General features: G+C 48.0%; 14 protein-coding genes. 9 read left to right on the top strand and 5 right to left on the bottom strand.

Annotation, left to right across the window (positions count from 1 at the left end; genetic code table 11):
- The first annotated feature begins 114 nt into the window (after window positions 1-114).
- Window positions 115-777 (top strand): pyridoxamine 5'-phosphate oxidase family protein, encoded by a 663-nt coding sequence (locus OEU88_RS03640; protein WP_262693744.1) that lies wholly within the window; start codon window positions 115-117, stop codon window positions 775-777.
- A 31-nt stretch (window positions 778-808) separates the two neighbouring features.
- On the opposite strand, the gene OEU88_RS03645 is transcribed toward OEU88_RS03640, so the two are convergent.
- The gene (locus tag OEU88_RS03645) at window positions 809-2,125 is read right to left on the bottom strand and encodes a Zn-dependent hydrolase (protein WP_262693745.1); all 1,317 of its coding nucleotides are present in this window, start codon (window positions 2,123-2,125) and stop codon (window positions 809-811) included.
- Between the two features lie 115 nt (window positions 2,126-2,240).
- Between OEU88_RS03645 and OEU88_RS03650 the strand changes: the two genes are divergently transcribed.
- The gene (locus OEU88_RS03650; protein WP_262693746.1) at window positions 2,241-2,549 is read left to right on the top strand and encodes a DUF1272 domain-containing protein; all 309 of its coding nucleotides are present in this window, start codon (window positions 2,241-2,243) and stop codon (window positions 2,547-2,549) included.
- 5 nt (window positions 2,550-2,554) lie between these two features.
- On the top strand, window positions 2,555-3,244 hold the full coding sequence (locus OEU88_RS03655) for a GNAT family N-acetyltransferase (RefSeq protein WP_262693747.1): 690 nt from the start codon (window positions 2,555-2,557) through the stop codon (window positions 3,242-3,244).
- Here OEU88_RS03655 and OEU88_RS03660 read toward each other — a convergent pair.
- A complete protein-coding gene (locus OEU88_RS03660; protein ID WP_262693748.1) occupies window positions 3,241-3,762 on the bottom strand; it encodes a J domain-containing protein in 522 nt (173 codons plus the stop codon). The genes OEU88_RS03655 and OEU88_RS03660 overlap by 4 nt on opposite strands.
- 240 nt (window positions 3,763-4,002) lie before the next feature.
- Here OEU88_RS03660 and OEU88_RS03665 point away from each other — a divergent pair, with 240 nt between their 5' ends.
- The 5 genes from OEU88_RS03665 to OEU88_RS03685 all read left to right on the top strand — a co-directional run bounded on the left by OEU88_RS03665 (window position 4,003) and on the right by OEU88_RS03685 (window position 7,968).
- Window positions 4,003-4,680 (top strand): DNA-3-methyladenine glycosylase I, encoded by a 678-nt coding sequence (locus tag OEU88_RS03665; protein WP_262693749.1) that lies wholly within the window; start codon window positions 4,003-4,005, stop codon window positions 4,678-4,680.
- Between the two features lie 93 nt (window positions 4,681-4,773).
- A complete protein-coding gene (locus OEU88_RS03670; RefSeq protein WP_262693750.1) occupies window positions 4,774-5,640 on the top strand; it encodes an acyl-CoA thioester hydrolase/BAAT C-terminal domain-containing protein in 867 nt (288 codons plus the stop codon).
- Window positions 5,641-5,746: 106 nt separating this feature from the next.
- Window positions 5,747-6,196: a tellurite resistance TerB family protein gene (locus tag OEU88_RS03675; RefSeq protein ID WP_262693751.1), complete on the top strand. Its 450-nt coding sequence runs from the start codon at window positions 5,747-5,749 to the stop codon at window positions 6,194-6,196.
- Window positions 6,168-7,067 (top strand): LytTR family DNA-binding domain-containing protein, encoded by a 900-nt coding sequence (locus tag OEU88_RS03680; RefSeq protein ID WP_262693752.1) that lies wholly within the window; start codon window positions 6,168-6,170, stop codon window positions 7,065-7,067. The genes OEU88_RS03675 and OEU88_RS03680 overlap by 29 nt, the downstream gene beginning before the upstream one ends.
- A gap of 124 nt (window positions 7,068-7,191) precedes the next feature.
- Complete coding sequence (locus tag OEU88_RS03685; RefSeq protein WP_262693753.1) at window positions 7,192-7,968, top strand: hypothetical protein; 777 nt, start codon at window positions 7,192-7,194, stop codon at window positions 7,966-7,968.
- A gap of 61 nt (window positions 7,969-8,029) precedes the next feature.
- Here the strand turns inward: OEU88_RS03685 and OEU88_RS03690 are convergent, their stop codons facing one another.
- The 3 genes from OEU88_RS03690 to OEU88_RS03700 form a co-directional block, all read right to left on the bottom strand.
- A complete protein-coding gene (locus tag OEU88_RS03690; RefSeq protein ID WP_262693754.1) occupies window positions 8,030-8,938 on the bottom strand; it encodes a spermine/spermidine synthase domain-containing protein in 909 nt (302 codons plus the stop codon).
- Window positions 8,925-9,350, bottom strand: coding sequence for an adenosylmethionine decarboxylase (gene speD, locus OEU88_RS03695; RefSeq protein WP_262693755.1), 426 nt, complete (start codon window positions 9,348-9,350; stop codon window positions 8,925-8,927). Before speD ends, OEU88_RS03690 begins: the two co-directional genes overlap by 14 nt.
- A 198-nt stretch (window positions 9,351-9,548) precedes the next feature.
- Complete coding sequence (locus tag OEU88_RS03700; RefSeq protein WP_394805224.1) at window positions 9,549-11,144, bottom strand: phosphoenolpyruvate carboxykinase; 1,596 nt, start codon at window positions 11,142-11,144, stop codon at window positions 9,549-9,551.
- Between the two features lie 379 nt (window positions 11,145-11,523).
- Between OEU88_RS03700 and OEU88_RS03705 the strand changes: the two genes are divergently transcribed.
- Window positions 11,524-12,234, top strand: a complete 711-nt coding sequence (locus OEU88_RS03705; RefSeq protein WP_262693757.1) for a response regulator transcription factor — start codon at window positions 11,524-11,526, stop codon at window positions 12,232-12,234.
- The last annotated feature ends 9 nt before the right edge of the window (window positions 12,235-12,243 follow it).

Genomic DNA, 12,243 nt, shown 5'->3' on the forward strand with positions numbered 1-12,243 from the left:
CGCGTTACACTCTTGTAGCGATAATCGAAGCAGAGCTGTTCGAAAGCACATTAGGTTTTCAAAGGCATTCTGGAAAAAATTGGCACAATTGTACCGTGAGGTCTGGAGTAAGAAATGACAAATGATGTATTCGGCGTAACACTGCGTAACAAGGTTAAGCGCGGTAACAAGCGTGCCGCTTACGACAAGGAAACGGTTTATGGTATTCTGGACAGCCATTTCCTGTGTCATGTGGCATTTGAAGTAGATGGTGCACCGCATATCATCCCTACCAGTCACTGGCGGGACGGCAATAAGTTATATTGGCATGGTTCTTCCAAAAGTTTCATGATCAAACACCTATCCGCGGGTAATGCTGCAGCTGTTTCTGTAACATTACTGGATGGTCTTGTTCTTGCGCGCTCAGCTTTCAACACAAGCGTAAATTATCGTTCTGTCATATGTTATGGCACACCTGAACTGGTAACTGACGATGCTGTTTTTGATCAGCAAATGGAGCGCTTCTTCGAAATGCTGGCGCCGGGGCGGTGGCCACAACTGCGCACCATGACAGCAACCGAACGCAAAGCTACAGGCTTGCTTGAAATGGAAATCGATACAGCCGCTGCGAAAGTGCGGGCAGCCCCTCCAGGAGACGGTGATGAAGCTGACCATCCTGTTTGGGCAGGTGTTGTACCTCTTGAGACGGTCAGTAGAGCAAAGGTGGATGCGCCTGAGGGCGCGCAGGCGCCTTTAAATCATGACGTTTTCACAGCCTATAATTGGAAAACTATTTAACGTGCATGTTCAGTGCATATACCGCCGCGACTTAGTTGTTGAGCGCGCCATCATCGATAGCGAGGATGGTGTGTACCAACACATCTGTTCCTTTTGCCATGGCTTCCGGTGTGGTGAACTCGTTGGGCGAGTGACTAACGCCGCCAACCGATGGCACAAAGATCATGCCGGTTGGTGCCAAGTGCACCATGTCCTGCGCGTCGTGTCCGGCTCCCGAGGGCATATGCTTGTATGTATATCCCATTTTCTGCGTGGCATTTTCGATGATTTTGCGCATGCGTGGGTCTGTCGGGGCTGGCTCGGACGCAACATCCAGATACTCAAAACCAATCGGTGTCGTGTTTTTAGCTGCGATGGCTTTCGCCGCTTGTTCAACGGCAGCATATACCTGATCAATTTTTTCTTGTTCAAGATCGCGGATCTCAAGGCTCATGACAACCCGCCCCGGAATAACGTTGGGGGCGCCGGGAAACGCCTGAATACGCCCTACAGTCGCCACTTGCCGGCCTGGCAGATCGTTGGCGATTTTGTTGATAGCAAGTGTCAGTTCTGCAGCAGACACCATGGCATCACGCCTATTGTTCATCTGAGTTGTGCCGCCGTGGTTGGCGTATCCTTCAATGGTTACATCCCACCAGCCAATGCCAACAATGCCTTCAACCACACCAATATCGAGGCTTTCCTGATCAAGGAATCCACCTTGCTCAATATGCAGTTCGATAAAAGCTTCATGTGTGCCTGGGGCGACTTGTGCACTAGCGAGGTTATCAGTGTTTCCACCAATAAAGTTGGTGCCATCACCGATGGAGCGACCACTAGCGTTCACCACATTCAAAGCATCAGGTTTAAGTTTGCCTGTCATTGCAAGCGAGCCAACAAGTCCGCCTTCTTCATTGGAGAAAATAACAAGCTCAAGCGGGTGCTGCGTTGTGTGACCCGCTTCGTTCAAAAGCTGTATAGCCTCAATTGCTGCCATGACACCTGTCGGGCCATCATAATTGCCACCCCCAGGTACAGAATCGATATGAGAGCCAAAAAGAATAGGCTTAAGCGTGTTATTGCTGCCGTTACGCCGCGCGATTATATTGGCGGCAGCATCAATGCGCACATCCAAATTCAATGCTTCCAATTCAGCTATAATATGAGTACGGCCAGCTTTATCGGCATCCGAATAAGCGACGCGGTCAACGCCGCCATCATCATTTTTACCAAATTCACCAAGGGCTTTAATGCGTGCTTCAAGGCGCTCTGCTTTGGCTTTGCCGATGTTCTGGGCAAAGCTGCCAGTGCTTATTGTCAAAATACTAACCGCCACAAAAGCAGTGGCGAAAAAACGATTCCAAGACATACATCCCCCCTTTTATTTTTCGGCCTAAACCTGGTTGGCTTCAACTATAAGCGCAGGCACCATGCTGCGCAAACAATGATACCAATCCGATGGCCACCACATCAGGAGATTTCAGATGTTAAAGATAAAATCAAGCTGCGAGCATTGTAATGTGCCTTTGCCAAACGGCGATGCAAACGCAATGATATGTAGCTATGAATGTACCTTCTGCAAAGATTGTGTGGAAGATGTGCTTCACAAGGTTTGCCCTAATTGCGGCGGAGGGTTTGTGCCGCGACCGGCGCGTGTAAACCGAGAATGGCGCTCGGGTGTGTCGGCTGCCCATCAATGTCCATCCAGTGAACATGTTCATAAACCTGTCGATGTGGATGCGCACCGCTTGTTCGCAGCTAAAGTTAATGAAATCAAATTATCCGAGAGATAATAACGATGACAAAAGACACTAGATTTTCTAATTGGCAGCCATGCAAAACACCGGGGGAAACTAATCTTGTCGGCGTGTCCAGTTGCCTTGAACCATATAGTGATGCCGATCATCTAACCGGTTTGTTTGAGGCTGTGGCGGGGCCCGGCAATGATGACATCTGGCAGTATATGCCGTTGGGCCCATTTGAAAACAGCGAAGCTTTTGCGCAGGCCCTTGCCTATACGCGCCAGCATATAGGCTGGAAGACGATGGTGATCAAATGTACAGCCACGCAAACAATAAGAGGTATGGCAAGTTATATGCGGTTGCGCCCAGAGCACGGCAGTGTGGAGGTTGGGTGTATTGCGTTTGGTAAAAAACTGAAGCGAACATTTGCGGCGACAGAAGCTATGTTTTTGATGATGTGCCACGTTTTTGATGACCTTGGATACCGCCGTTATGAATGGAAATGCAATAATGCTAACGATGCGTCTAAAAACGCAGCAGTGCGTTTTGGCTTCGTGTTTGAAGGTGTGTTCCGTAATGATATGATTGTACATGGCGCCAGCCGCGATACGGCGTGGTATTCAATCACGGACGATGAATGGCCAGCTGTAAAAGCCATGTTTCAGGCATGGTTGAAACCTGAAAACTTTGATCAACATGGCAATCAATTGCAAAAATTATCGACGTTTAAGGTGAGCGAGTATTAGATGCTGGGTTTGTCTTCTTTTAGAAGGTCATAAGCGCTTTGGATCTGGTGAAAACGCTCAGCAGCTTGAGGGTCTCCGGGGTTTGCATCCGGATGATAAAGCTTTGCAAGCTTACGGTACTGGCGTTTGACCGCATCCTGATCCGCTGAGCTGTCCAGTTCCAGTGTGTCAAAAGCGGCCTGCTCGGTTGTCGAGTAGCCATTTTCGTCAACCGCACCGCCCCATTCGAACGTGCGGGCACCAGCAAAAGCATCAGATGATTGACTTGTGTCTTTCATATGCTTGCGCGCTTCTTCTTCGGTCATGCCTTCAAAGAAGTTCCAGTTACGGTTATATTCTGCGGCATGCGGACGGCAAAAGTGCCAACGCTCATTTGATCCGGGTGACTTTGGTGCAGGGTGGTCACCGGTTTCGTTGCAGCCCGTGTAGTCGCACATCTTTAGTGGCTTGGCGTCTTTGTCCTTGCCGTACTCTCCCCATCTGGGGAATCCGAAATTTCTGATGTGGTCACTGGGCATGTTGTTATTCTAATAGTTATTCATGTTTATGTCATTACCACCTATAGCTGGGCGGGAGGGTCGGCACTCTCGGTGAAACGACACGAAAATGCAAGCGCTGTCTGTTGCATTATACGATTATATTTGTGACCGAATTTTGCTTCGCAATCATGCAACTATAAACCACTATGTTGGTATCTGCTGCTGGACGTGGGTGGTGTGCTTTCTTATCATTGAGACCCAATACACGAGGAGATCTATGTGCGTACATTTGATGATTTGATGGATATGGCTTGCGTATACCGCGGTAGTGTTCAAGCGATAGAGCGTGAATTGCCAGCCATGAAGCCTGCTGTAGAGCTTAAAAAGCTGTCGGATGATCGCATTTTAGCCGGCATGACAAAGGCTGTTTTTCAAGCTGGCTTTAACTGGAAAGTTATCGAGAACAAATGGGATGGATTTGAAGAGGCCTTTGAAGGGTTCGTGCCTGTTCGCTGGAAGTTCATGTCAGATGATGATCTGGACAACTTGGTTAAAGACACCCGGATTGTGCGCAATGGTACTAAAATTCTGAGTGTCCGCGATAACGCAATCATGCTGTGTGACCTTGAAGACGAGTTCGGTTCTGCCGCAGCCTGTATCGCTGATTGGCCACAAGATGATTTTAGGGGATTGCTTGCAATGCTGCATAAGCGCGGTAGCAGGCTTGGCGGTGCGACCGCACAATACTTTCTACGTTTTCTTGGCAAAGATGGCTGGGTTACTTCCCGTGATGTTGTCGCCGCACTTGTACGTGAAGGTGTAATTGAAAAATCGCACACATCCAAAAGTGCTCAAAAAGCCATACAGGAAGCTTTTAACATCTGGGCCGCTGAAAGCGGACGACCGTTTGCTCATATATCAAGACTGCTTGCTTTTAGTGTAGGCCCATCCCTGTAAACTGCGAAGCATAAACTATATGTAGCAAGCTCTTGCATCAGCGCGCGAGCAACCCTATGTGCTTATAATAACAATAAAATTAGTGAGGATTAAATGGATAGTTTACGGATGGCAGCGGCAGTTTGCATTTGTGTATGGATGAGTTTTGGTGCGTCGGGCGCAGACTTTAAGCCGGTATCGGATGATCGATTTGTAGCCGATTATACCGCTGCTGACGGGCCTGTTAAATACGGCGTGCTTGTTTTGGGCGGATCAGGCGGTGGTAAACCAGAGCCTTTGGCGGACAAAATTGCTGACATGGGGTACTCTGTTCTCTCGCTTGCATACTTTAAAGCCGAAGGGCTGCCCGCAGAACTGAATGAAATTCCCTTGGAGTATTTCGATGCACCAAAGAAATGGCTTTTAGACCAGAAGGAAACGCGCAGTGATGGCCTGATTGTTGTTGGCTGGTCCAAAGGGGCCGAGCTTGCACTTTTGTTAGCGTCTCACGATTCGTCATACAAAGGTGTGGTTGGTATTGCCCCCAGCCATGTGGTCTGGGCTGGCATATTGTCAGATTGGACTAAAACGCCATCGTCCAGCTGGACGAAAGATGGGGAACCTCTACCTCATGTGCCTTTTGCAAAGAATGTTCAAATCAACAGTTTGGTTGACCTTTATGCTGCATCACTAGAGCAGGTGGATTTAGTTGCTGACGCTACAATAAAGACCGAAAACATTGAGGCGTCTGTTATGTTGTTTTCCGGTGGTAAAGACGAAATTTGGCCTGCGAGCGAGATGGCAGATACGGTTTGTCAGCGTATGGGCGCCGTGCAAAAGAGTTGTGTGCATCATGCATACCCTGAAGCTGGCCATCTGCTGGATGAAGACATTATTATCGGTGGTACAGAAGAAAGCAATGCCGCGGCTAATGCAGACTCCAAGGTGAAAATCAAAGCCTTTCTGAGCCAGTTGCCATAACCATGCTGATTTGAGCGGTTTGCCGTTGCTGGAAATCAAATCGTCGCATCAGGCTTTTAATTGCAGGTGTGCTAGCTAATGTGGATGAAAATCAAAGAGGAAGACCATGTTTGATAAAGTCTCTGCGCTTTTGGGCCTGAAAGAACCGGAGAGTGTTGATCCACAGTATAATCTGCAACTGTCTACAGCGGCTTTGCTTGTTTATGTTTCGTGTGCTGACGGTGAGTTTAGCGCGGAAGAGCGGTCGCAGTTGATTGTTTGCCTGACAGATCAGTTTGAGTTGGATACGGAAACAGCGGAACATATTTTGAGTGAGGCCGAATTACAGCAGGGTGGCGCAACTTGCCTGTATCAATTTACACGAGCGATCACCGATCAGCTGGATCAGGATGGGCGACAAGATATTGTGCGGCTTTTGTGGCGTGTAGCGTTAGCGGATAATCATATTGATAATTTTGAAGCCAATATGCTCGCTAAGGTCGCCGGGTTGCTCGGCGTTTCCACTCGTGACCGTGTTTTGCTAAAGCATGAAGTGGAAGCAGCCGCTGGCATTTAACGTCAACAGCAAAGTACTTGCGGCTATAAACCAGGCTCCCGTTAGTGGTTTGAATAAAACGGAGAGCTTGTGGAGCGCACTACATTGGGCCGGGGCATTGGCATTTGCACTCTTGCTGTTTCTTTTTGATGCGCTGGAAACTATTTTCTATACGCATGCGCGTGCGCCCAATGTAGGGTTAGTTGCACAACTGTTGTTGCTACTGTTCTTCTATTCTTTGTGGGCGCTTGTTGTTCGCTATATCTGGCTAGTAACGGCAAACTTTATGACCACTGTTGATGCTGCCAAACCAATTAGGCCGCTGATTGCACGTCTTGCTGTGGGGGCTGTGGCTCTCAACCTGCTGCACATGATAGTGCTTGCGACTATATTACGTATTATGTATTCGCCGCCCGGGTGGGGTGTTTATGATTTTGTGACGTCGGTTACCGAATTGTGGCTCCGCTATGCTGGCTTGTGGGGTGCCGTCTATGCTGCGTTTGCCATCCTTGCGTATTACAGATTGCGCGGTTTAAGCGCAGACAATGGGGCCGCTGGATCACTCGTTTATGAAGTGCGGCATGGTAACCGTATTTTTCCGCTTGATGTATCCGACATCTGCTGGGTAGAAGCAGCGGAAAATTACGTCCAACTACATACCAATGACGGTAATTTCCTTCACCGTAAATCACTGGCCTCCATTGCAAAAGAAGCGTCGGCCTTTGGTCTCATACAGACGCATCGCAGTGCTCTCGTAAATACGGCATTTGTGCGCGCCATTGTGCGCGGTGCAGAAAGCGGTGCTTACCATGTGGAACTAACGACAGGCGCTAAAGTGCCTTTAAGTCGTCGCCGGATGACAACGGTGAGGGAGCAAACGCGGCTAGCCTGACGGTCAGTATAATAACGGTATGACCGTTCATTGTAATAATGTGACCGCTCGCCCCACGATGTTTGGATGATGCATGATACCGGCTCAATGCTCCAACTTTAATTTAAAGTTGGAGACGCGAGTTATGATAAGTCAAAAAATGCATGCGATATTTAAACCTTTTACCGCCCTGGCGTTAGGTGTGTTTGCGAGCATGGCTGTTGCAGCGCAGGAAATAGAGACAGTAACACCGGGCAATGCTGCTTTTTCTATCGAGAATATCCCTGATTATGAAGCACGCTATACCAGTTCATCATCCAAAACAGGTGAGTTTACCTTACATGTGCGCACAACAGGTAACGGCGAAAAGCTGAGCATGATTGATATCATTCCCATGGAAAACATGGTGATCGTTGCACAGCGTTTCATTGATATCCAGACGCAGCTTCTGGAATTTTATGCGGGGCCGTATTTCGCGTGGGGCCCTGAGTATATTGTCGGTAAAACAGACGGCAAAACATACGATTGGTCACGCACTCCCATTGCAGGTGGTGCGCCCAAGCGAGCGAGCGGTGACATTGCCCACAATGGTTATGTAAGCGAGATGTTTTCGCCGCTTTTAGCATCGTTGATGCCGCGTGATGTTGGTTCAGTTTTTCAGATGCCCGGTTTTTATGCGCGAAAGGGGGAGTATGTTTCGTCCGAAATGGATGTGTTTATGGTAACGGGGCGCGAAACGCTTACCACACCATCAGGGCTATCATGTGAATGCTGGGTGATAGACAAAAAAACATGGAATGGCAGCCTTGAGCGTATATGGGTTGCGCGCACGGCGCCTTATGTTTTCAAGCGTCACCGTGATGTAGGTGGTAGCCGCAGTTTTGTGTCAGACCTGCTATCATACAGGCCACTTGATAAATAAACTGCCAAACAAAAGAGCAGTATTTCAGAAAAAATACTGCTCTAACAATAATGATTAGAGCTTATGTGTTGATCCAGCGTTTTTGCCATTCAGGTAAAGCGAATGCAGCGGAGTGAAGGGCGCTGTTATAATGGTTGCCTGTGAAGCTTTTGACGGGTGTTTGGTAGCTTTCACCGTGATGGCTATAAAGGAAAAAGCCAAAATCCGCACCGGGATATAATGGCACCTTTGTATGATACACTTCAATATGCGGCAAAAGCCCGGTGCGTTTCATCACGCTTACAAGATTTTCACCGTCACTGGACACCTCCTGCAGGAACGAACCTTGTGGTGTGCCATCCGGCGCGCGAGACAGATAGAGACTGTCAGAGTCAACAATAACACCGTCTTTCTTAATCAGCTTCACCAGCTTTTCGCAAAAAGCTTGCGTGAATAGTGCGGCACTTGGGCCTACAGGCTCTGTAAGGTCAAGCAGGATCAAGTCATAGGTTTCATTGTTGCTTAAAGCCTCGTCAGCAAATGTTGCTGCATCACCGATAATTAAATTAACGCGTGGATCATCATAATCGCCGTTCACGCCTAGATATGCGCTTGAAAGCTCTACTACCCGCTTGTCAATTTCAACCATTGTAATGTTTGACACAAAGTCATGCTTGAGCGCTTCGCGTAATGCGCCACCTTCGCCGCCGCCAATGATGAGAATATTGGCATCTTCGTGTTCGCGGCCAAGCAGTGGCACATGAATGGCCATTTCGTGATAGATGAATTCATCTGCCTGGCTTGCTTGCACATAACCGTCCAATACCAGCACACGGCCAAAAGGGGCGGTATCATATATTTCAATCAGTTGGTACGGGCTTTGTTCACTGTGAAGAAGCTGTGCATTAAGTGATAATGCTGCACCAAATTCATCATCGCGCTCGCGCCACCACTTGAAACTTGCATTAGAAGGCTGGCTATTCTGCCCCATCAACTTTTCCTCGTAAATGTTCCGTTACAACCAAGTTGTCTGGTTTGAAGGCGCCGCGCATAATTTCAATGCAAGCCTCGGGTTTTGTATTGCCACACATGAAAACATCAAAAGCTGCATAGCCACTTTCAGGCCATGTGTGTACCGAGATATGACTTTCTGCGAGTACAGCAACACCGCTTACACCGTCAGGCTCAAATGGGTGCAAGTGGATATGCAGGAGTGTTGCACCCGCCGCTTTGATACATTTTCTTAGTGTTTCTTCAATGAAGGCAGCATCATTAAGGCGTTGTGCACCATAGAGATCAAGAATGAGGTGAATGCCGGCATACTGCACGCCGCCGCGTGTTATGAAGTAGTCTTTCTTTTCATCAAGGACGGTTGGAACGTGCATATGCAGATGTGTAGACATAGCCAGTATTTATGCTCTCATTGTCAAAACTTGTGTATCGGGCATGCGTATAGCGTATTTTGTGGGAAAAGCACGTGATAAAATACGACTGTTAATACGTACATTATGACACAGTTTAGTTTTAAGGAGTTTTGATCCTTATAAAAAAGGCGCAGGGGTATCCCGCGCCTTTATCCGTATATTTATAACGCCTAAAGCCTACGCAACGTTGGGCGCTGCAGCATTTACACTGTCATCGACATGTGCCGAGAATGTTTCAAAGTTTTTGATGAACAACTCAACAAGATGCTTTGCTTTCGCATCGTATGCGTCTTTGTCGTCCCATGTGTCGCGTGGGTTCAAGATTTTGCTATCAACGCCAACTACTTCGGTTGGTACTTCAAATCCGAAATTGGTGTCAGTACGCATTGGCGCGCCGTTCAAGCTGCCATCAAGTGCTGCGTGCAGAAGTGCGCGCGTTGCCTTGATCGGCATACGATTGCCAATACCGTAAGCACCGCCAGTCCAGCCAGTATTAACGAGCCAACAGTTCACTGAGCCTTCGGCAATTTTCTTGCGCAGCAAGTTGCCATAAACGCTAGGGTGGCGCGGCATGAACGGTGCACCAAAGCAGGTTGAAAATGTTGCCTGTGGTTCTTTGATGCCAATTTCTGTGCCTGCAACCTTGGCCGTGTAGCCTGACAGGAAGTGATACATGGCTTGCTCGGGTGTTAGACGCGATATTGGCGGTAAAATACCGAATGCGTCTGCCGTCAACATGATGATGTTTGAAGGTTTGCCGCCGCGATTATGCTCGGACGTGTTCGGTATGAAATCGATCGGGTAAGCCGCACGCGTATTTTCAGCCAGTGAATTGTCAAACAGATCAAGTTCACGTGTGTCCGCATCCATGACCACATTTTCAACGATCGTGCCGTAGCGTTTTGTCGTCGCATAAATCTCTGGCTCGGCTTCTGCAGAAAGATTAATTAACTTTGCATAGCAACCGCCTTCAAAGTTAAATACAGAATTGTCTGACCAGCCATGCTCATCGTCGCCGATAAGAGTACGCGTACTGTCCGCAGACAATGTAGTTTTCCCAGTGCCTGAAAGACCGAAGAAAATCGCTACATCCTCATCCGGACCAATGTTGGCTGAACAATGCATTGGCATGATGCCTTTTTCCGGCAGCAGGTAATTCAGAATAGAGAAGACAGACTTTTTATTCTCACCTGCGTATGCCGTACCACCGATCAAAACCAAACCTTTGGTGAAGTTTACAGCAATAATAGTTTCCGAGTTACAGCCCATTGTCGCTGGATCCGCCTTGAAACTAGGTAGATTGATGATGGTGAACTGAGGCTTCATGCCTTCAAGCTCTTCAGCTTCGGGGCGAACCAGCATAGTGCGGCAGAAAAGGCTGTGCCATGCAAGTTCGCCTATAGTGCGAACAGAAATGCGGTGATCAGGGTCGGAGCCGCCCCAAAGGTCTTGCACGAACAGGTCTTTTTCTTTGAGATGGTCTAGGAAAGCAGCATGTACTGTGTCAAACGCTTCTGGTGTCATGGGGCGGTTAACATCACCCCACCATATTGTATCTTCCGTATTTTCATCGCGTACGGTGAATTTGTCGTTGGCCGACCGGCCGGTGTGTTTGCCTGTTTCGACAACTAATGGGCCGTCCTTTGCGATGCGCCCCTCACCGCGACGAATAGCCTCTTCATAAAGATGTGATGTGCCCAAATTCCAGTATTGATTGCCTGTGCCTGTAATATTTTGATCTGCGAGAGTGTATTTGCTGGGGCTGGTGCCGATTAAATTCACCGGTGTATCCTCCAAATAATTTAATAACTGTGACTTCTCTATAGTCAATTTGCTCTCGCCGTCCCTCAGCGATCACGTTTGGACAGAGACTGTCCGACAAGGTCCCTATGTCACCGAACAGGTCCATTTGTAAACTAACGAAAACGCGAGTCAGTTACATATGAACAGGGCGGTAAACTTGCGGAAAAGACACGTGAAATCAACTGGATTCTGAATCTTTGAATAACAATAAAGCATTACGCCTTATTCCGTTCGCATGTTGGTCATGATTATGACGCAAATGCTTTTTACTTCGTGCGATTAACAAAGGCGTTTTACGCTCTGTACGATGAAGTGTAAGAAGCGTATAAAAGAGAAAAAGGGGACCAACATGACAGCATCAATTGCCTTGGTGGATGATGACCGTAATATTCTGACTTCTGTGACAATCGCACTTGAGGCCGAAGGCTTCCGTGTGCGGACATATCCTGATGGTCAAAAAGCGTGGGACGCTCTCTCTAAAAATCCTGCAGACCTCGCTGTGCTCGATATCAAAATGCCGCGCATGGACGGCATGGAACTACTGCGAAAATTACGCGAAGTTTCTGACATGCCGGTTATTTTTCTTACATCCAAGGATGAAGAAATTGACCAGCTTCTGGGGTTGAGAATGGGTGCGGATGATTATATAGGCAAACCCTTTTCCCAGCGTTTGTTAATTGAACGTATTCGCGCATTGTTGCGCCGCGTGGAAATGAGCAAGCAAGAACCGGACGCCGAGCCTGAAGAAGAGAGCGATGCAGTGATGGTGCGTGGTAATCTTGTGCTTGACCCGATGCGTCATAGCGTAACCTGGTGCGATAAAGATGTAACCTTGACGGTGACAGAGTTTCTTATTTTGCAAACTTTGGCGCAGCATCTTGGCCATGTGAAAAGCCGTGATCAATTGATGGATGCCGCCTATACAGATGACGTTTACGTTGATGACCGCACGATTGATAGTCATATCAAGCGTTTACGGAAAAAGTTCCGAATGGTAGATGATAGCTTCACTGCAATCGAAACGCTGTATGGTGTTGGGTATCGATATAAGGATGGATAAGGCGAATTT

Origin of the sequence: Kordiimonas aquimaris, from assembly GCF_025574485.1 — a bacterium.
Taxonomy (GTDB): domain Bacteria; phylum Pseudomonadota; class Alphaproteobacteria; order Sphingomonadales; family Kordiimonadaceae; genus Kordiimonas; species Kordiimonas aquimaris.

Excerpts from the sequence above, each read along its gene's own strand:
- OEU88_RS03640 (WP_262693744.1), top strand. The coding sequence starts at position 115 with ATGACAAATGATGTATTCGGCGTAACACTGCGTAACAAGGTTAAGCGC.
- OEU88_RS03645 (WP_262693745.1), bottom strand. The coding sequence starts at position 2,125 with ATGTCTTGGAATCGTTTTTTCGCCACTGCTTTTGTGGCGGTTAGTATT.
- OEU88_RS03650 (WP_262693746.1), top strand. The coding sequence starts at position 2,241 with ATGTTAAAGATAAAATCAAGCTGCGAGCATTGTAATGTGCCTTTGCCA.
- OEU88_RS03655 (WP_262693747.1), top strand. The coding sequence starts at position 2,555 with ATGACAAAAGACACTAGATTTTCTAATTGGCAGCCATGCAAAACACCG.
- OEU88_RS03660 (WP_262693748.1), bottom strand. The coding sequence starts at position 3,762 with ATGCCCAGTGACCACATCAGAAATTTCGGATTCCCCAGATGGGGAGAG.
- OEU88_RS03670 (WP_262693750.1), top strand. The coding sequence starts at position 4,774 with ATGGATAGTTTACGGATGGCAGCGGCAGTTTGCATTTGTGTATGGATG.
- OEU88_RS03675 (WP_262693751.1), top strand. The coding sequence starts at position 5,747 with ATGTTTGATAAAGTCTCTGCGCTTTTGGGCCTGAAAGAACCGGAGAGT.
- OEU88_RS03680 (WP_262693752.1), top strand. The coding sequence starts at position 6,168 with ATGAAGTGGAAGCAGCCGCTGGCATTTAACGTCAACAGCAAAGTACTT.
- OEU88_RS03685 (WP_262693753.1), top strand. The coding sequence starts at position 7,192 with ATGATAAGTCAAAAAATGCATGCGATATTTAAACCTTTTACCGCCCTG.
- OEU88_RS03690 (WP_262693754.1), bottom strand. The coding sequence starts at position 8,938 with ATGGGGCAGAATAGCCAGCCTTCTAATGCAAGTTTCAAGTGGTGGCGC.
- speD (WP_262693755.1), bottom strand. The coding sequence starts at position 9,350 with ATGTCTACACATCTGCATATGCACGTTCCAACCGTCCTTGATGAAAAG.
- OEU88_RS03705 (WP_262693757.1), top strand. The coding sequence starts at position 11,524 with ATGACAGCATCAATTGCCTTGGTGGATGATGACCGTAATATTCTGACT.